A 16,154-nucleotide genomic window follows, 5' to 3' on the forward strand; every position below is an offset into this window, starting at 1 on the left:
CAAGTCTTCCAGCCCTGCCGCGCCGTCGCCGTCGAGCGCGAAGGCGACTGCCAAGCGGTGCGGATTGAAGCAAGGGACTGCCGCGATGAGGCGACGATCCTGCGGGCGCCGGTGGTCGTCGCCGCGCACGGCTCGTGGGAGCCTGGACCGCTGCCGAGCCAGCTCGAAAAGAAAAGCCGCCCCTCCGACCTGCTCGGCTTCAAGGCGCATTTCACCGGATCGTCCCTGGCGCCCGACCTGATGCCGCTCATCACGTTTCCCGGCGGCTATGGCGGCATGGTCACGGCCGATCATGGCCGCATGTCGATCTCGTGCTGCATAAGGCGCGATAGGCTCGCCCTGCTGCGCAGCGGCCTTGCCGCCGAGCGCGGCGGCCACGTCTCGGCGGCCGAGGCCGTCGAGCATCATCTTATGGCGACATGCCGGGGCGTCAGGGAGGCCCTTGAGGAAGCCAGCGCCGACGGTCCGTGGCTCGCCGCCGGTCCGATCCGGCCAGGCATCCGCGCCGGCTACGAAGGGGACATCTTCCGCGCCGGCAATGCCGCCGGCGAGTCGCACCCGATCATCGCCGAGGGCATATCGATGGCGCTTCAGTCCGGCTGGCTCCTGGCGCGGCAACTCGACGACGCTCAGGCCGGACAGGCGGGACGCCAAGCGGCGGGCAGACGCTACGAGGCGGCCTGGAGAGGCTTGTTCTCGACGCGGATCCTTGCCGCCGAAGCCATTGCCCGCATCGCCCTTGGTCCCGGCGGCGCCGCGCTGATGGAAGCGGTTGTCCGCAATTTTCCGCTGGCGCTGACCTTGGGCGCACGGCTGAGCGGCAAGACGAAACCCGTCCCCGGTTTGGTCGAAGGACGCCCAACTCCAAGCCGACAGGCGCCCCTGGAGTAACGGGACTGCGGAACATTCCGCACCTGTCCGAGTTCGGTTCGTATCCGGCTTTTTGCCGCCAGGCCCGGTGATGAGTATGTGGCCGAGGCGGCGCTCGCCACGCCTGCGGGAGGCATTACGATGACGCGCGACCCGATCACCCACAATCCGCACAGCACCGCAAGCATTGCCGGCCATCCTGTCCATGCAATGCTGATACCGTTCCCGATCGCCTTTTTCGTCGCCACCTTCGTGTGCGACCTCATCTTCTGGCGAACCGGCAATCCGGGCTGGGTCACCGCTTCGCTCTGGCTGCTGGGGGCCGGTCTGGTCATGGCCGCGCTGGCCGCTCTTGCCGGCCTTACCGATGTGCTGGGCGATACCCGGATCCGCAACCTTCGCGATGCATGGCTGCACGCTGGCGGCAACGCCATTGTCGTGCTGGTCGAGCTTTACAACTGGTACTCGCGATATGCCCAGGGCGAGGCGGCAGTGGTGCCGGTCGGCCTGGTGCTGTCGCTGATCGTAGTCCTCATCCTCCTGTTCACCGGCTGGAAGGGCTGGGGCATGGTCTACCGGCATCATGTCGGCGTCGCCGACGGATCCGACGAAACGCGCTGAACGCTGCGAGCATAGTCGGGACCTGGCCATGAGCATGTGAGCACGCGCCGCCGGCGACCGGGTTCGCGGCGCGAGAGTTTCGTCGTCGCCTCCGCTCCGGGCGGAGGTGACTTTTTGGGTCAGATCCGTCTCCGCAATATCTTTCGACCGCCTGGCCTGCTGGCCCAGCATATCTTCGACCGACGTGTTCCAATGCCAGCCGGGCGGTCGCATTTCGACCTCAAACGCCCTGTACCGGCCCGAGTTGCTGCGGTTCCGATCTTCACGCTTTCTTGACAGAGGCTTGAAAAACGGGCAGCAAAGCGGGTGAGGGAGAGCATTTTTACCGTGGCGCAGACCGTGGAGGGCTCTTTTTTCGTATGGACCGTCGCCGTATCGGCGACTGGTGGAGGGATTGGTTAACCATCTTTGTCCATCTTTTGAATCAATCGGCAACAGACGCGTGAAGGTGCAGGGGGCACCAGGCGAACTGTGATCGTGACGGGTGCCAGGTCCGCGAACCGGCATGCCGATTGAGAGTGGTCGTATGGCGTTTTTGCGTTTGAAGTACCGGGGTGACGCTCCTGAAGAGGGGGTAGCTTCGAAGACATCTGGTGGTCATCTTTGGGTTGTGGTGCCTGCTGTTGGCGCCGCGCTCGCCCTGTGGTCCGTGGCGACCCTGGCTGGCCTTTATTCGATGGGCACCTCGCTCACCGCTGCCTCCAACCGATTGCCGCCGAGCCTGCTTGCGCCGGGCACCATCGCGCTTGCCGATCCGCGCCGCGCGCTCGCCAGTTCCTGGGCGCTTTCGCTCCCGGCGGATGCCCGGCACCGGCAGGCGCTCCTCGGGCGTTGCGATGCTGCCTGCCTGCGCCAGGCCTCGAATTTCTCGCATGACGGCAAGATGGCGCGCCTGCGTCCTGCGGCAAGGCCCGATAGCGTCGCGCCGAGGACGGCCGCGCCGGAAACCGTGGCGCGTACTGCCCCGGCCGACCGCTTCGACAGCGTCGTCGCCAGCGCAAAGCTGTCGCCGCAAAAGTTGGCGGATGCCTTTGCCCGCGCGCAGGACAAGCCGGTCCTGCTGGCCAGCCTGCCGGCCGATGCCCGCTTCGCCGAACCGGTTCGCCTGCCCGACCAGCAGGGCCCGGCATCGGTGCGCTTCGGACCTCCGGTGGCGGAGATCGAACGCTCGTCGCGCCTGGCGCTGGCGCTCGCCAACGCAATGCCGGAGGTCGACATGTTGTCGCCGCCGCCGTCCGTGGCGCTGGCCGCGCCTGACGGGCTGCAGGAGCCGCAAGGGACCGAAGTTCTGCTTGCCTCGCTGCCGCCGCAGGACGAGATGCCGGACACAATTCCGTTGCCAACCGGCCGGCCACGGGCGCTGATCGAGCAGCCGGATCAATCGCCAAAAGCTCAAGCCTCCAGGGCGGACGCACCACGGATCGAGGCGCCACAGGAGCAGGCGCCCAAGGCGTCGGCGTCAAAGACCGGCAAGGCCCAGTCGGCCAAGGCCGCGGACGTGCTGTCCGGGAAGCTCCCGGCCCTGTCGCCGCGCAGCTCGGAGCATGCGGCCGTGCCGGCGCTGCCGGGTGTGCAGGCCAGCCAGGCCAAGCCGGCCAAGCCGGGCAAGCGCTCGAAGACCCAGGACGCGGAGATGCTCGCCTACGCCAAGCCCGACATGCCGGAGCGCGGCGCGGGCGGAGTGTTCGGCAACCTGTTCAGCAACAGGCCAAGCGTGGGCAATGGCGTCGCCGTCTACGATATCGCGGCCAGGACCGTCTATATGCCTGATGGCTCCAAGCTCGAGGCCCATTCCGGGCTGGGCTCGATGGTCGACCAGCCGCGCTTCGTCAACAAGAAGAATGTCGGCCCGACGCCGCCCGACACCTACAATCTGTCGATGCGTGAATCGCGCTTCCACGGCGTCGAGGCGATTCGGCTGACGCCGACCAGCGGCAAGAACAAATATGGCCGCGACGGCTTGCTTGCTCATACCTACATGCTGCGCGGCGGCCGCGCCGAGTCCAATGGCTGCGTCGTCTTCAAGGACTATGCCCGCTTCCTTGCCGCCTACAAGAAAGGCAAGATCAAGCGCCTGGTGGTGGTGCCGCGCATGTCGAAGCCGTTGACACAGGTCGCCCAGGAAGGCCGCCAGGGCTGATCATACGGCAGCCCTTGCGAAGGCACTCGCGCCGGAAACCCACGCCTGGACGGTGGCTCTTGCCGGCACGAGCCACAGCGACGGAGCGGCGGTGGCAGCCAAGCGGTTGCTCAACGACTTAAACCAGCGCGGCTCGTGACCTCACTGCTTGAGCTCCGCCAGCGCCCTTTGGAGCGGCGCTGGCGAGATCTGGATCGGGCCGGAGAAGGGTATATCCATGTCCATGATTAGATAGAGCGCGGCGGCGACCAGCGCCGCCGACACGATGAAGGTGCTGACCACGGTGGCGTTGCAGGGCGCCCTGAAGCCGAAGCTGGCGAAGATCAGCGTCAGCCAGGAAACCAGAAGGGCGATCAGTGGTCCGGGGATGGCGCCCTCCGACTGCTCGGCCAGCACCCAGCGCAATTCGATCACCTTCTGCAACTGCTGGCGGGCTTCCTGCAGCATGGCGACGTGTTCGTCATCGGGCGGCGTCAGCGCCCGCAGCTGGTCGCCGACATTGTTGAGCAAAAGCTCCGACAGTCTGTTGGCGACTATCGGGGTTTGCTGACTGGGCGAGGTGGCGTCGACGACGCGCTGCACATAGGCGATGAGCGGCTGGCGCGCGGCCTGCGTCTCGGGGCCGTATTGCCTGAGCGACCTGTCGAGCAAAATCAACTCAGTCGCATAGGCATGGACGTTGTGGTCGATGGATTCGAACGTGTTCTTGGCCGAGTTGATCATCAGGCCGAGCACCAGCGAGGTCATCACGACGAACAGATTGGCGGCGAGCCGCACGATCGCGCTGGTATCGTCCTGGCGGTGATGGGGCGGAAACCGGCCATGGATCAGCAGGCTGGTGAGCGAAGCCCCAGCCAGGCAGACAAAGATCGCGACCCCAAGCAGTGCCTCGCGCATGGCCGGTATTGTAACCGAGGCGTGGCGTTTGCCAAAGGGTTGCCGGGAGGCGTTGATTCACGGTGGGAGCATATTGGCCTAGGTCGTTGTTGGCGCAGGATGCTTTCAGGCTGGCGCATTCACTGGCGAAGCCCCGAACGCGTCATCCTGGGGTCTTCGCTGCGTCGCACCGCTCCTTGCTCCAGCCTGGGGTGACGAGGCCGCTGGCGTTCGCAACCACTTCGAAAAGCGCTTTCAATGTCGGCCGCAGGCTCTATGTATGGCCAGGGGCGGGTCGGCTCCGGTTCACCACGAGGATGTCATGACAATACGCGCTGTCGTCTGGGGCGAGAATATCCATGAGCGCACCAATGAGGTGGTCGCATCGATCTATCCCGAAGGGATGCACACCACGATTGCCAACGCGCTGAAGGCCGACCCCGGCATTTCCGCCTCGACCGCGACGCTGGAGCAGCCAGAGCACGGCCTTCCCGAATCCCGCCTTGCGGAGACCGATGTGCTGGTTTGGTGGGGGCACAAGGATCATGGCGCCGTCGCCGACGAAGTGGTCGAGCGGGTGGCGCGCCGCGTCTGGGAGGGGATGGGGCTGATCGTCCTCCACTCCGGCCATTTCTCGAAGATATTCAAGCGTTTGATGGGAACGCCCTGCACGCTGAAATGGCGCGAGGCCGGCGAGCGCGAGCGGCTCTGGGTGACGAGCGCCAGCCATCCGATCGCCGATGGGCTTGGCGACTGTTTCGAACTCGAGAACGAGGAGATGTATGGCGAGCAGTTCGCCGTGCCGGAGCCGCTTGAAACGGTGTTCATCTCCTGGTTCCAGGGCGGCGAGGTGTTCCGCTCCGGGCTCACCTATCGGCGCGGCGCCGGCAACATCTTCTATTTCAGGCCCGGCCACGAGACCTATCCGACCTATCATGACGCCACGGTGCAGCAGGTGCTGCGCAACGCGGTGAAGTGGGCGGCGAACCCGCAAGGCGCGAAGCGTGCTATCCACGACGCGCCGAACGTGCCGGTGGACAACGCGCTGGAGCCGATCGTCGAGCGCGGCGGCAAGCTGCACACGGCCGGCGAGGCCGGCTTCCGTTAGTTCAAGGCAGCGCTTTCCATCTGGAACTCTGCAGCAATAGCGGTTATCCACCTGATATGATTGAATCGAACCAATTCGCTCGGAGGAGCAAAAAATGCGGCTTTTGATACTCGGTACCGGCTGGATGGCGCAGGAGCATGCCCGCCGCTTCAGCGCCATCGAGGGCGTCGACATTGTCGGCGCCGTCGATGTCGATCCGGCCCGCGTCGGCGAATTCGCCGACGGCTTCAAGATCCCCAACCGCTTCACCTCGCTGGAGGAGGCGCTGAAATGGGGTGAATTTGACGCTGTCGCCAACGTCACGCCGGACCGCATCCATCACCCGACCACCATGGCGCTGATCGCCGCCGGCAAGCCGGTTCTGTGCGAGAAGCCGCTGGCCGAGAATTTCGGCAAGGCGACCGAGATGGCGGACGCCGCGGAAGCCGCCGGCATCGTCAACATGGTGAACCTCACCTACCGCAATGTGGCACCTCTGCAGAAGGCGCGCGCCATGGTGCTGGCAGGCGAGATCGGTACGGTCCGCCATGTCGAGGCCTCCTACCTGCAAAGCTGGCTGGTGTCGAAATTCTGGGGCGACTGGCGCACCGACCCGAAATGGCTGTGGCGCCTGTCGCGCGGCCATGGCTCGAACGGCGTGCTCGGCGACGTCGGCATCCACATCCTCGATTTCGCCAGCTATGGCGCGGCGCTCGACATCGACCATGTGTTTTGCCGCCTGCGCGCCTTCGACAAGGCGCCGGGCAACCGCATCGGCGAATACGGGCTCGACGCCAATGACAGCTTCGCCATGACGCTGGATTTCTCCAATGGCGCCTTCGGCGTGGTGCATGCCAGCCGCTGGGCGACCGGCCATCTCAACGAGCTCAGGCTGCGCATCTATGGCGACAAGGGCGGCATCGAGGTGATGCACAATCTCGAAGGCTCGGCGCTGAAGGCGTGCGTGGGCGACAATGTCGAGAACGCCAGATGGGAGGCGCTCGACGCCGGCACGGTGCCGACCAACTATGAGCGCTTCGCCGAGGCGGTGAAGAGCGGCGTCCAGCCCGAGCCATCCTTCCGCCACGCGGCCGAATTGCAGAAGGTGCTCGATCTGGCGGTGGTGTCAGACGAGAAGCGCGCGGAGCTAAGGGCACACGCGGACACGCAGTGAGGGCCAACCGGGTTAGCCTTTATCGTTGCCAGAAGGGCAGCTTGGCGATCTCTTCCTCGACCTGCCGTCTGGTCAGGCCGATATCGTCGATCAGATGCGGATTGGTCTCCGAGATTCGCTTGAGATCCCAGCGAAAGCGTGCCTGCCTGCGCCAGGCAGCGATCGTGCCGCGCAGGCTCGTCAAGGACCGGCGCGGCGCCCGCCTCGCGGACGCTGCCTGCCGCGCTGCGCAATGCTGGACCGTTGCAAGGGTATCGTTCATGGCAACCTCCTGTGGTTTGAGGCCCATGCGATTTGGGGGCCTCGACCTGAATGAGGTTGAATTCTGCAGGATGCCGGCAGCGGCGTAATTAAGCCCTCCCAAATAGTTCTCAAAACTTCCAAATGGGCTATAGATCAGCCGCATGCAGGGATCGCGCTTTGCCTTTGGTCCGTATGTGCTTGATCCGTCTGCGGGAACGCTGCTTCGCAACGACGTTCCCGTGGCCGCCGGCTATCGCGGGCTGAAGCTGCTTGCGGCGCTGGTCGAGCGTCCCGGCGAAATCCTGGCCAAGGCCGAGCTGATGGATGCCGCATGGCCGGGAACGGCCGTCGAGGAAGGCAACCTGACGGTCCAGATCGCCCAGCTCAGGAAGCTGCTCGGTCCGGCCGCCGATGGCGGTGACTGGATCGCCACGGTGCCGCGCGTCGGCTACCGCTTCACTGGCGTCATCGAACAGCTCGGCGAGGCGAAGCGAAAACCCTTGCCGCTGCCCGGCAAGCCGTCCATCGCCGTGCTGCCCTTTGTCGCCTTCAGCAATGATCCCGGGCAGGAGTCCTTCGCGGACGGGCTGACCGAAGACCTGATCACCGACCTGTCGAGGAACGCGGGCCTGTTCGTCATCGCGCGCAACTCGGTCTTTGCCTACAAGGGAAGGGCGATGGATGTGCGCGGGATCGCCGAGGAGCTCGGCGTGCGCTACCTGCTGGAAGGCAGCGCCAGGCGCGCCGCCGGGCGCGTGCGCATCAATGCCCAGCTGGTCGACGCTTCGAGCGGCGAACATCTGTGGGCGGAACGCTACGATCGCAGCCTTGAAGACATCTTTGCCGTTCAGGACGAGGTGACGGCCAAGATCGTCGAGGCACTGCTTGGCCGGCTGCGCGCGCCGCCGCCGCGCAACCGGCCCAAAAATCTCGAGGCCTATGATCTGTGTGTGCGGGCGCGCAAGCTGATCGACGATTCGCCGCAGACGGCGCGGGAAGCGCACCTGATGCTGACGCGCGCCGTTTCGCTCGATCCGGACTACGCCGAGGCCTATCGCTGGCTTGCCATGAACCACTGGATGCAATGGGTGCATTGGGGAGAACCCATCGAACCCAATCGGAGCGTTGCCCTGGAGCTGGCGCGCAAGGCCGTGGCGATCGATCCCAACGATGCCGGCTGCCACTGGGTGCTGGGCAACCTGCTTGCCTATGAACGCCGCTTCGACGAGGCGGACGCTGAATTCGCCAAGGCGTTCGAACTCGATCCGAACGAAGCCGACGCCTGGGCGACGATATCCGACATCGAGGTTCTGGCCGGGCAGATCGAGGTAAGCCTCGAGCACATTCGCAAGGCATTCCGGCTGAACCCCTATCCGCCAAGCTGGTACTATCTGACACTCGGTCAGGCACAATATGCGGCCCGTGAATACGAAGCCGCCGTCGAGACGCTGCGCCGGGACGAGACCTATCGCACGAGCTCGCGCCGTTTCCTGGCGGCAAGCCTTGCGCAACTTGGCCGGCTCGATGAGGCGCGCGCGGAGGTCGAACTGTTCCTCGTCGGCAACCGGCATTTTAGTACCGCCTATTGGGTCGCGACGGAGCCGTTCCGCGACGACGCGACGATGCAGCATTTCGTCGATGGCTTCCGCAAGGCCGGCCTTCCGGACTGAAGCCCCGGCGTGACCGCCCAAACTGCGCGGCTATCCCTCGCTACGACCCGTGGCGTCACGATCGCGCTCGTAGCGTCTCTTGAGCGGAAACGGCGGCAACCAGGACTCGCGACGAACGGTCCAGAGTTCGTACGTCGGCACCAGTTGGTCGGGAGCATCCAGGGAGCCCAGATGAACTTCGATCTCGTCTCCAGTGCGGGCGAAGACGGACGAGCCGCAGCGCGGACAGAAGAACCGTCCGGCATAATCGCGCGTTTCGCCCTCGATCGTCACCGCATCCTGAGCGAACACCGCCGCGGCATAGAAGAGCGCCCCGTGATGCTTGCGGCAGTCGAGGCAGTGGCAGATGCCGACCCTGTATGGGGCACCCGACGCAACGATGCGGACGTTACCGCACAGGCAGCCGCCGGTGATTGGGTCCATGCCGCGTCTCCTCCAAAATCAAGCGGTCGCAATGGCTACAACGAACGGTACTGCCGCGGCAATTGCCGCCGCCTCGCGCAATTCTTTCAATCATTCCTTGAAGCATGGGTCGGGCCTTTTCGTGCTTGAATGCGGCGCGTGAACAGGGGAGACGTCCGTTGACCGACTACATCGCATTGCCGAAAGCCGAGGTGCACATCCACGTCGAGGGCTGCTTCGAGGCCGACGACGTGATCAGGAATTGCGAGGAAGCCGGCATTCCGTTGCGCGCGCCGCGCGACAGGCTGTTCGAGGCGCACAACCTGAAGAGTTTCCTCGAAATGCTCGATTGGCTGTGCGGCACGTTCCGCACGCGCGAGCAGCTGGCGAGCACGGCCTACAAGTTCGCCCAGCGCATGGCCAGGAGCGGCGTGCGCTATGCCGACGTCATCGTCAACCCGACTCACTGGCCGCACTGGTACAAGAACATTCCGGGGATGATCGACGCCTTCGACGCCGGCTTCGCGGCCGCCGAAGAGGACGGTCACCCTCCGGTCGGGCTTTGCGTCAGCCTGTTGCGCACCCAGTCGGCGGAGGAAGCGATCGAGCTGGTGGAGCTGCTGAGCGGGATCAGGCATCCGCGCGTGGTTGCGCTGTCGATCGACGGCAACGAAGCCGTCGCCGGCCGCACCGGCCCGCGCTTTGCCGAAGCGTTCCGCCGTGCGGCTGCGGCGGGCCTGCGGCGGACCGTTCACGCCGGCGAGTCCAGCGGTCCGGAGGGCGTGCGCGACGCGATCGACCTGCTTGGCGCCGACCGCATCGACCACGGCGTGCGGGCGATCGAGAAGCCGGACCTGGTCGACCTGCTGGCTGAGAGGCAGATCCCCCTTGGCGTCTGCCCGATCTCCAACGTCACGCTCGGCCTCTACCGGTCGATCGCCGAACATCCGATCGACACCTTGCGCCGGGCCGGTGTTCCGGTCTCGATCAACACCGATGATCCGGCGCTGCTCGACACCACGCTGGAAGCATCCTATGCCGCCTGCGCCGACGCGTTCGCCTGGGACGGCGAAACCATCCGCGAGCTCGCGGCGACATCGGTCAAGGCGAGCTATGCCGACCCCGCGCTGAAGGCGCAAGTCCTGGCGGATCTGGCGGCCTGGCGGGCCTGACAAAGGCCGCCGCGCTCCGTGACGGGCGAGAGCCTTCCGCCGCGCTTCCGAACTCAATAAGCTGCTCCAGCCGCGCTGGTCGGACGAGGCCGGGCGGAGCCGAAAGGAGCCGGCCATGGTCAGTCGTCGCGCGGAATGCTCTTGCGGCCAGCTTTCGGCTGTCTGCTCGGGCGAGATCGTACGCATTTCCGTGTGCCATTGCCTGGCCTGCAAGCGGCGCACCGGCAGTGCCTTTAGCTACAATGTCCGGTTTAAGGAAGGTGACGTGTCCATCCAGGGACGGGCGGCGGAGTTCACCCGTGTCGGCGAGCAGGGCGGCCGCGTCAGCTATAGCTTCTGCCCGGATTGCGGAACCACCGTCCACTACCGGCTCGACAGCCAGCCCGGTGTGATCGCAATTCCCGTCGGCGCCTTTGCCGACCCGTCCTTCCCGGCGCCGTTCCAGTCCTTCTATCACGACAGCCGGCGCTGCGCGTGGGTCGAGATCCGCGCCGAGCCTCTGGCGACGTTCGGCTGACTTCCGGCGAGCGTTCTTAGCGCCGCAATCGGCCTGCCCGATAAATCGTCACCGCAGCCGCCACCAGCGCCGCATTGCCGGCGGCGACGCTGCCGTCCGGCAGGTGCTTGCCGTCCTCCAGCCCGACCCGGGTCGACAGGTTTCGAGCCGCCGCCCGCTCGACGAACGGCCACACTGTCGCGTTCTCGCCGTGCAGCAGGATCGAGCGGCGGATTCCGGCGCGCGCCAGCACCGTTTCGATGCCGTCGGCGACTTGGAAAGCCTCGTCGAGCGTCTGTTCGGAAATCTCGATCAGGACGCGCAGCACGCGCCCGCCATGGTCGAGCGTCACCAGCCTCTCGGCGTCGGCGATGGAAGCCAGGCCCGCCTCGATGCCGATGCCGCGCTGGCGCAGGCTTTCCATCACGACCGGCGCGGCCGTCTCGCTGAGATTGACCGAGGCATAGTCCGGCAGCTCGCGCCAGCCGGCGATGGCGACGAGGGTGCGGAGGTCGTCCTCCTCGATCCAGGCGCCGGTGGAGACGCCGATCAGCGTTCCCGGACAAGCGCGGCGCAGCGCTGCCACCGTGCGGTCCATCGCTTCCGGCGCCAAGCTCTCCTGCCGGTCGGCGCCACGCGCATGGACATGGAGCTCGGCGGCACCCGCGGCAACCGAAACCGCGCCGTCGCGCGCCATGGCGTCCGGGTCAAGCGGCAGGGCGGCGTGAAAATCGGCGGGGCGGGCGCCGTTGATGCAGGCCTGGACGATCATGGCGGCGATCCTGTTCGAGCTGAGTCTAACGCAGAGGCGCATAGACTGGAACCGGAACGTCTGCTGACAGGCATCGTTTCGACGCCGCGATCCAGGCGAGGAGTGTGGGCGATTTGCGCCGCGCCGCCTAACCCAGATTTTCCTGCCGCAGCCTCTCCTTTATCCGCGCCAGAGCCGGCTCGCCGCCGCCGGCCAACTCAGTGGCAATCCGCGCAAGATCATCGTCGGCCTTGCGATATTTGCTGCCCCAGGCGCCGAGCGTCGCCAGTACCGGCAGAAGGTCGACGCCGGCTTCGGTCAGCCGGTAGATCGCCTTCAGCCTGTGGGTCGGGTCGTCGCTGCGGGTGAGGATGCCTTCCTCCTGCAGCGTCTGCAGCCGCTCTGCGAGCGTTCGCGACGAGATGCCTTCGTCCGACTGCAGGAATTCGCGAAAATGCTTTTTCCCGGCGAATGCCAGGTCGCGGATGATGAGCAGCGTCCAGCGATCGCCAAACAGCTCAAGCGACAGGCTGATCGGGCAGCCGGACCGTTCCCTGGTCGACATAGTTACGGTTCCATTTTTAAATCACTTTACTATTGACACCATTACCTTCGCACGTCAAATGGTTCCAAAAGTAAATTGATTGGAAGCACGAGGAGGACCGGAAATGAAGAAACTCATCCTGCAAATGCAGATGTCGGTCGACGGCTTCGTCGGCGCCGAGGACGACCATCGCTGGCAGCTCTGGGAGTGGGGCGACGACAGCGCTTGGGACGATGCGCTGAAGCAGGACTTCAACGCTGTGTTCGAAACCATCGACACCATCTTGCTTAGCCGCAAGATGGCGGAGGAGGGCTATCTCACCCACTGGGGCAACGCCGCGACGAGATTCCCGAAGGACCGCTTCTATGCCTTTGCCCAGCGCATTGTTGCAGCGCAGAAGGTGGTGCTGAGCGACAGGCTGAAGGCCGCGCGATGGGAGCGCACGAGCATCGCAAGCGGCGACCTGCCGCGCGAGGTCAATGCGTTGAAGGCGGGCGAGGGCGGCGACATCGCTGTCTTCGGCGGCGCCGGTTTCGCCTCGGCGCTGATCGCCGCCGGGCTGGTCGACGAATTCCAGCTCTTCATCAATCCGGCTGTGCTGGGTGCCGGCCGCCGCATCTTCGGCCAGGGCGGCTTCTCCATGCTGAAGCTCATTGGTTCGAAAGCCTATGCCAGCGGCATGGTGGTGAGCCGCTACGCGCCGGCGAGGTGAGGGGCTGCCTCAGAAGACCCCGATGACCGGCGCCGGCTCAACCAAGGTGCCGACGCCCAAGGGATTGCGCACCCGCGCGGAGGTTTCAACATTGGCGACGGCGGCGAACCACTGGGCTTCACGCAACGTCAAACCAGCAAGCACGCAGCCAGCGTAGTCCGCAGGCTCGTCTATCCACGTGTCAAACACCGCCCAAGTATCAGGCGGCTCCCGCACTGCAACGAACCGCATTTGAGACCCCATCATGCGACGAGCAGCCACCGTAGCAGCCGGCGTGCTGTAGTCATGTGAGCGAGTACACATATTAGCAATATTGCATATGAAAGCCCAGCCTTGGTCGTTTCGGCATCAAGATCGGGCATTTAGCCATGCCTGGACAGGCGCCCGGGCATCGCATCCGTCGTCACTCGATCAGCAGCAAACCGCGCTTCCTGTCGCCATCGGAATCGATCGTGTCCATGGCCGAGAACAGGCGTTCGCGCTCGATCAGCCAGGGCTTGTAGCGCTGGTTGACGTCAAGGACGAAAACCATGTCCTCGGCCTCCATATATCCTCCGATCGGGGAAAAGTGGCCGGCGCCGGCGCCGAAAATCCTCTCCCTCGTAAAGTTGATGATGTAGCGGCGGCCGGGATCGTTGGCGCGCTTCATATGCGCGAGGAACTCCTCGGCAGTCAGGTTCCGAAGCACGGATACTTTCCGCTTGGTCTTGCTTCGAGCGACTTCGGCAACCTCGTCCAGGGTCAGCCCGATGATGCAGAAACCGGTCCAGCACTTTCCCGTTCCCGCAAGCACTTCAGCTTCCGTCGTCTCTTCTTCGCCGATCGAGCGGAACATGTTTGCCACGCTTGCCGGACCGCACCTTGATGCGTTCGATTGCCATTCGACGTCGGCATTGAAAGCAGCGGCCACGGGCAACTTCCAGGCACGGTCGATCAATTCGGGAGCGCGGATAACCGACGACTGGATCTTGTCCGGCGAGACTGCCGACGGACCTGCAATCAGGAATGCGGCGCCGCAGAGCAGGCCGATACCGGCAATCACACCGAATGCAAGACTGCGCCTCATCGCTGTGCCTCGGAGCCATGCAGCAGAAGGAGATTGCAGAAGCCGGCGCGCAACGTCAATCAGCGCCGAGACGGCACGCATCGCCATCGTCCACAGCCGGAATCTCAATGCGCCGGAGCGCCTCGCTGGTCGGCATCCGTCAGCGTGCCGAGGAATGCGACGATGTCGTCGATCTCGGCATCGGTCAGCGCCGGCCTGTCGCCCGGCTTCCCGCCGAAGGGCGGGTCCTTGTTGAGGTTCGGCCAGTAAGGCTTTGGCAGGTCGTCATATTTGTCGACCGTGCCGTCGGCATTCTTCGGATACCAGCGGCCGGGATCGCTGTCGCGGCTGCCGTAGAAGGCGACCGCGTCGCGCAGCGTGTGGAAATAGCCATTGTGGAAGAAGCTTTTCCTCAGCGCCACGTTGCGCAGCGTCGGCGTCTTGAATAGCCCGCAATATTCGGCGCGTCCCTTGAAGTCGGTGCGCAGCGGGCCGCACAGGCCGAGATCGATATAGGCGGGATCGGCATTGGCCGGGATCGCCGCATTGCGGGGCACGCCAACGGCGATCAGACCGTAATCGGTGAACTGCGGCGGCTCGCCATTGTTGCTGGGTCGGCTCAGATGACAGCTGGCGCAATTGCCCTTGGCTTCGTCCTCGAACAGAACGCGGCCGCGTAATTCCTGCGCCGAGAGCGTCGCCCTGCCGGCAAGGAAAGCGTCGTAGCGGCTGGAATAGGGGTAGAAATCGGCGCTGCTCTGTTCGAACGCGCCGAGCGCCTCGACCGCGGCGTCGAAGGCGTCGTCCGGCCGTTCGAACACATCGTCGCCGAATGCCGCCTTGAAATCGTGCGCATAGGCGGCCTTGCTCAGGGCGGCGACCACCCCGCTCTCATCCTTGTTGGCCATCTCGAAAGGCGAGAGCAGGGGGATCCTGGCCTGCTGCTGGCCGCGATCGGCGCGGCCGTCCCAGGTCAGCCCGCCGGTCGGGCCGTTGTCGACGCTCTCGTCGCCCTCATCCTCGGAATCGTAGAAGTGCTCGGTGAAGGGGGGTGCCGCCTGCAGGTAGCGCAGCGATGGCACCGCGCGCAGGCCCGGCCGGTCGACATTAGGCCCGCCCATCTCGACCGGTGTCGCCGAGGCTGGCCCAAAGGCGTGGTCGGGATCGTGGCAGGAGGAGCAGGCCTGCTTGCGCGAGGCCGACAGCGACGGATCGAAGAACATCTTGCGCCCCAGCGCCGTCATCGCCTCTGCCCGTGCGAAAGCCTCCGCGCGCGACAGCGGGCCGGGATGGGTGCTGCCTGCCGTGTTCGCGGGTCCGGCGAAGCCGAACATCGACGCCGTGGCGATAGCGATCGTCAGGCTTTTCCATCGTCTTGTCGGCATAGGGCGTGGTCCGGTTTGCCTCCGGAACTAGGTGCCCAGTGCAACGGATTGATGACCGGTCGCGACGCTCACGCAACCGTGTTCGCGCAGGGCGGAAAATGTCACAAAAGTGACAGAGGCATCGCAGTAGCTGCTTCCGCGCCTGCTTGTTCATAGATTGCCGTCCTCCAGCCATCCCCAGCCACGAGGCATCCCCATGACTAGGTCCCTGTTCTCGCTTTGCCTGGCCTCCACCGCCCTGGCATCGCTCACCGCCGCTGCCCATGCGGCTCCTCCCGGCTTCGACAAGATCGACACCGTCGTCGTCATCTACGCCGAGAACCGCAGCTTCGATAATCTCTATGGCGGCTTCCCCGGCGCCAATGGCCTGGCCAATGTCTCGGCCGACCAGGCCCGCCAACTCGACCGCGACGGCAAGCCGCTTGCCGAGCTGCCGCCGGCCTGGGGCGGCCTGACCGGCAAGGGCGTAACCCCTGCGGTGACGGAGGCTCAGACCGCGCATCTCGCCAATGCCAGCTTCGCCATCGACGATCCCAAGGGTTTTAATGAAAACACCGGCGTCATCACCCGCGACCTCTGGCACCGCTTCTACCAGGAGCAGATGCAGATCGACGCCGGCCGGAACGACAAGTTCGTCGCCTGGGCCGATTCCGGCTCGCTCGTCATGGGCCACTATGATGGCTCGACGTTGCCAATGTGGGCGGTGGGAAGGAAATACGTGCTCGCCGACAATTTTTTCCAGGGCGCCTTCGGCGGCTCCTTCCTCAACCACATCATGCTCGCCTGCGCCTGCGCGCCGGTCTATCCGCATGCCGACACCAGCCCGGTCAAAGGCCAGATCGCCGTCGTCGAGCCCGACGGCGTGACGCTCAAGATGGCCGACAATTCGCCAGCCTCGGCTTTGGGCGGTGCGCCGAAATTCGTCAATGACGGCGCCATCACGCCGGATTTCTACGCCGTCAACAC

General features: G+C 65.1%; 18 protein-coding genes. 10 read left to right on the forward strand and 8 right to left on the reverse strand.

The window, feature by feature from the left end; translation table 11 throughout:
* The 3 genes from EN781_RS06960 to EN781_RS06970 all read left to right on the forward strand — a co-directional run.
* Window positions 1-891, forward strand: an 891-nt coding sequence (locus EN781_RS06960) for a monooxygenase (RefSeq protein ID WP_127399876.1), incomplete at its 5' end; no start/stop codon positions are given.
* Between the two features lie 120 nt (window positions 892-1,011).
* The gene (locus EN781_RS06965) at window positions 1,012-1,491 is read left to right on the forward strand and encodes a DUF2231 domain-containing protein (protein ID WP_245455521.1); all 480 of its coding nucleotides are present in this window, start codon (window positions 1,012-1,014) and stop codon (window positions 1,489-1,491) included.
* A gap of 613 nt (window positions 1,492-2,104) precedes the next feature.
* Window positions 2,105-3,631 (forward strand): tlde1 domain-containing protein, encoded by a 1,527-nt coding sequence (locus EN781_RS06970; protein WP_245455520.1) that lies wholly within the window; start codon window positions 2,105-2,107, stop codon window positions 3,629-3,631.
* Window positions 3,632-3,772: 141 nt separating this feature from the next.
* On the opposite strand, the gene EN781_RS06975 is transcribed toward EN781_RS06970, so the two are convergent.
* Complete coding sequence (locus EN781_RS06975; protein ID WP_126055460.1) at window positions 3,773-4,528, reverse strand: DUF4239 domain-containing protein; 756 nt, start codon at window positions 4,526-4,528, stop codon at window positions 3,773-3,775.
* A gap of 301 nt (window positions 4,529-4,829) precedes the next feature.
* On the opposite strand from EN781_RS06975, the gene EN781_RS06980 reads away from it, so the two are divergent.
* Window positions 4,830-5,615, forward strand: coding sequence for a ThuA domain-containing protein (locus EN781_RS06980; RefSeq protein ID WP_126055459.1), 786 nt, complete (start codon window positions 4,830-4,832; stop codon window positions 5,613-5,615).
* A 94-nt stretch (window positions 5,616-5,709) separates the two neighbouring features.
* Entirely contained in the window at window positions 5,710-6,768 is a 1,059-nt protein-coding gene (locus EN781_RS06985; protein WP_126055458.1) for a Gfo/Idh/MocA family oxidoreductase, read from the forward strand.
* 19 nt (window positions 6,769-6,787) lie between these two features.
* Here EN781_RS06985 and EN781_RS06990 read toward each other — a convergent pair whose 3' ends face one another.
* Complete coding sequence (locus EN781_RS06990; RefSeq protein WP_126055457.1) at window positions 6,788-7,030, reverse strand: DUF1127 domain-containing protein; 243 nt, start codon at window positions 7,028-7,030, stop codon at window positions 6,788-6,790.
* A 142-nt stretch (window positions 7,031-7,172) separates the two neighbouring features.
* On the opposite strand from EN781_RS06990, the gene EN781_RS06995 reads away from it, so the two are divergent.
* Window positions 7,173-8,681 carry a winged helix-turn-helix domain-containing protein gene (locus tag EN781_RS06995; RefSeq protein WP_126055456.1) on the forward strand — a complete coding sequence of 503 codons (1,509 nt, stop codon included), beginning with the start codon at window positions 7,173-7,175 and terminating at the stop codon, window positions 8,679-8,681.
* A 30-nt stretch (window positions 8,682-8,711) separates the two neighbouring features.
* Here EN781_RS06995 and EN781_RS07000 read toward each other — a convergent pair whose 3' ends face one another.
* The gene (locus EN781_RS07000; protein ID WP_126055455.1) at window positions 8,712-9,104 is read right to left on the reverse strand and encodes a GFA family protein; all 393 of its coding nucleotides are present in this window, start codon (window positions 9,102-9,104) and stop codon (window positions 8,712-8,714) included.
* 158 nt (window positions 9,105-9,262) lie between these two features.
* Between EN781_RS07000 and add the strand changes: the two genes are divergently transcribed.
* Together add and EN781_RS07010 are read left to right on the forward strand one after the other, a co-directional pair.
* The gene (gene add, locus EN781_RS07005; protein WP_126055454.1) at window positions 9,263-10,255 is read left to right on the forward strand and encodes an adenosine deaminase; all 993 of its coding nucleotides are present in this window, start codon (window positions 9,263-9,265) and stop codon (window positions 10,253-10,255) included.
* Between the two features lie 115 nt (window positions 10,256-10,370).
* Entirely contained in the window at window positions 10,371-10,772 is a 402-nt protein-coding gene (locus EN781_RS07010; RefSeq protein WP_126055453.1) for a GFA family protein, read from the forward strand.
* Between the two features lie 16 nt (window positions 10,773-10,788).
* Here the strand turns inward: EN781_RS07010 and EN781_RS07015 are convergent, their stop codons facing one another.
* Together EN781_RS07015 and EN781_RS07020 are read right to left on the reverse strand one after the other, a co-directional pair.
* Entirely contained in the window at window positions 10,789-11,523 is a 735-nt protein-coding gene (locus EN781_RS07015; RefSeq protein ID WP_126055452.1) for a 3-keto-5-aminohexanoate cleavage protein, read from the reverse strand.
* A gap of 127 nt (window positions 11,524-11,650) precedes the next feature.
* On the reverse strand, window positions 11,651-12,067 hold the full coding sequence (locus EN781_RS07020; RefSeq protein ID WP_126055451.1) for a helix-turn-helix domain-containing protein: 417 nt from the start codon (window positions 12,065-12,067) through the stop codon (window positions 11,651-11,653).
* Window positions 12,068-12,170: 103 nt separating this feature from the next.
* On the opposite strand from EN781_RS07020, the gene EN781_RS07025 reads away from it, so the two are divergent.
* On the forward strand, window positions 12,171-12,758 hold the full coding sequence (locus EN781_RS07025) for a dihydrofolate reductase family protein (RefSeq protein WP_126055450.1): 588 nt from the start codon (window positions 12,171-12,173) through the stop codon (window positions 12,756-12,758).
* 9 nt (window positions 12,759-12,767) lie between these two features.
* Here EN781_RS07025 and EN781_RS07030 read toward each other — a convergent pair whose 3' ends face one another.
* The 3 genes from EN781_RS07030 to EN781_RS07040 form a co-directional block, all read right to left on the reverse strand.
* Window positions 12,768-12,989 (reverse strand): hypothetical protein, encoded by a 222-nt coding sequence (locus EN781_RS07030; RefSeq protein WP_126055449.1) that lies wholly within the window; start codon window positions 12,987-12,989, stop codon window positions 12,768-12,770.
* A 172-nt stretch (window positions 12,990-13,161) separates the two neighbouring features.
* Complete coding sequence (locus EN781_RS07035; protein WP_126055448.1) at window positions 13,162-13,824, reverse strand: phytochelatin synthase family protein; 663 nt, start codon at window positions 13,822-13,824, stop codon at window positions 13,162-13,164.
* A 104-nt stretch (window positions 13,825-13,928) separates the two neighbouring features.
* Window positions 13,929-15,137, reverse strand: coding sequence for a cytochrome-c peroxidase (locus EN781_RS07040; RefSeq protein ID WP_245492554.1), 1,209 nt, complete (start codon window positions 15,135-15,137; stop codon window positions 13,929-13,931).
* Between the two features lie 247 nt (window positions 15,138-15,384).
* Between EN781_RS07040 and EN781_RS07045 the strand changes: the two genes are divergently transcribed.
* On the forward strand, window positions 15,385-16,154 hold a 770-nt coding region (locus EN781_RS07045; RefSeq protein WP_281034361.1), incomplete at its 3' end, for an alkaline phosphatase family protein.

Origin of the sequence: Mesorhizobium sp. M4A.F.Ca.ET.090.04.2.1 (assembly GCF_003999085.1) — a bacterium.
GTDB lineage: Bacteria > Pseudomonadota > Alphaproteobacteria > Rhizobiales > Rhizobiaceae > Mesorhizobium.

What these genes read in the sequence shown, in the direction of transcription:
- EN781_RS07030 (WP_126055449.1), bottom strand. Translation starts at nt 12,989, where the DNA reads ATGCGGTTCGTTGCAGTGCGGGAGCCGCCTGATACTTGGGCGGTGTTT.
- EN781_RS06975 (WP_126055460.1), bottom strand. Translation starts at nt 4,528, where the DNA reads ATGCGCGAGGCACTGCTTGGGGTCGCGATCTTTGTCTGCCTGGCTGGG.
- EN781_RS07020 (WP_126055451.1), bottom strand. Translation starts at nt 12,067, where the DNA reads ATGTCGACCAGGGAACGGTCCGGCTGCCCGATCAGCCTGTCGCTTGAG.
- EN781_RS06980 (WP_126055459.1), top strand. Translation starts at nt 4,830, where the DNA reads ATGACAATACGCGCTGTCGTCTGGGGCGAGAATATCCATGAGCGCACC.
- EN781_RS07035 (WP_126055448.1), bottom strand. Translation starts at nt 13,824, where the DNA reads ATGAGGCGCAGTCTTGCATTCGGTGTGATTGCCGGTATCGGCCTGCTC.
- EN781_RS06995 (WP_126055456.1), top strand. Translation starts at nt 7,173, where the DNA reads ATGCAGGGATCGCGCTTTGCCTTTGGTCCGTATGTGCTTGATCCGTCT.
- EN781_RS07025 (WP_126055450.1), top strand. Translation starts at nt 12,171, where the DNA reads ATGAAGAAACTCATCCTGCAAATGCAGATGTCGGTCGACGGCTTCGTC.
- EN781_RS07000 (WP_126055455.1), bottom strand. Translation starts at nt 9,104, where the DNA reads ATGGACCCAATCACCGGCGGCTGCCTGTGCGGTAACGTCCGCATCGTT.
- EN781_RS06990 (WP_126055457.1), bottom strand. Translation starts at nt 7,030, where the DNA reads ATGAACGATACCCTTGCAACGGTCCAGCATTGCGCAGCGCGGCAGGCA.
- EN781_RS07040 (WP_245492554.1), bottom strand. Translation starts at nt 15,137, where the DNA reads ATGTTCGGCTTCGCCGGACCCGCGAACACGGCAGGCAGCACCCATCCC.
- EN781_RS06965 (WP_245455521.1), top strand. Translation starts at nt 1,012, where the DNA reads ATGACGCGCGACCCGATCACCCACAATCCGCACAGCACCGCAAGCATT.
- EN781_RS07010 (WP_126055453.1), top strand. Translation starts at nt 10,371, where the DNA reads ATGGTCAGTCGTCGCGCGGAATGCTCTTGCGGCCAGCTTTCGGCTGTC.
- EN781_RS07015 (WP_126055452.1), bottom strand. Translation starts at nt 11,523, where the DNA reads ATGATCGTCCAGGCCTGCATCAACGGCGCCCGCCCCGCCGATTTTCAC.
- EN781_RS06985 (WP_126055458.1), top strand. Translation starts at nt 5,710, where the DNA reads ATGCGGCTTTTGATACTCGGTACCGGCTGGATGGCGCAGGAGCATGCC.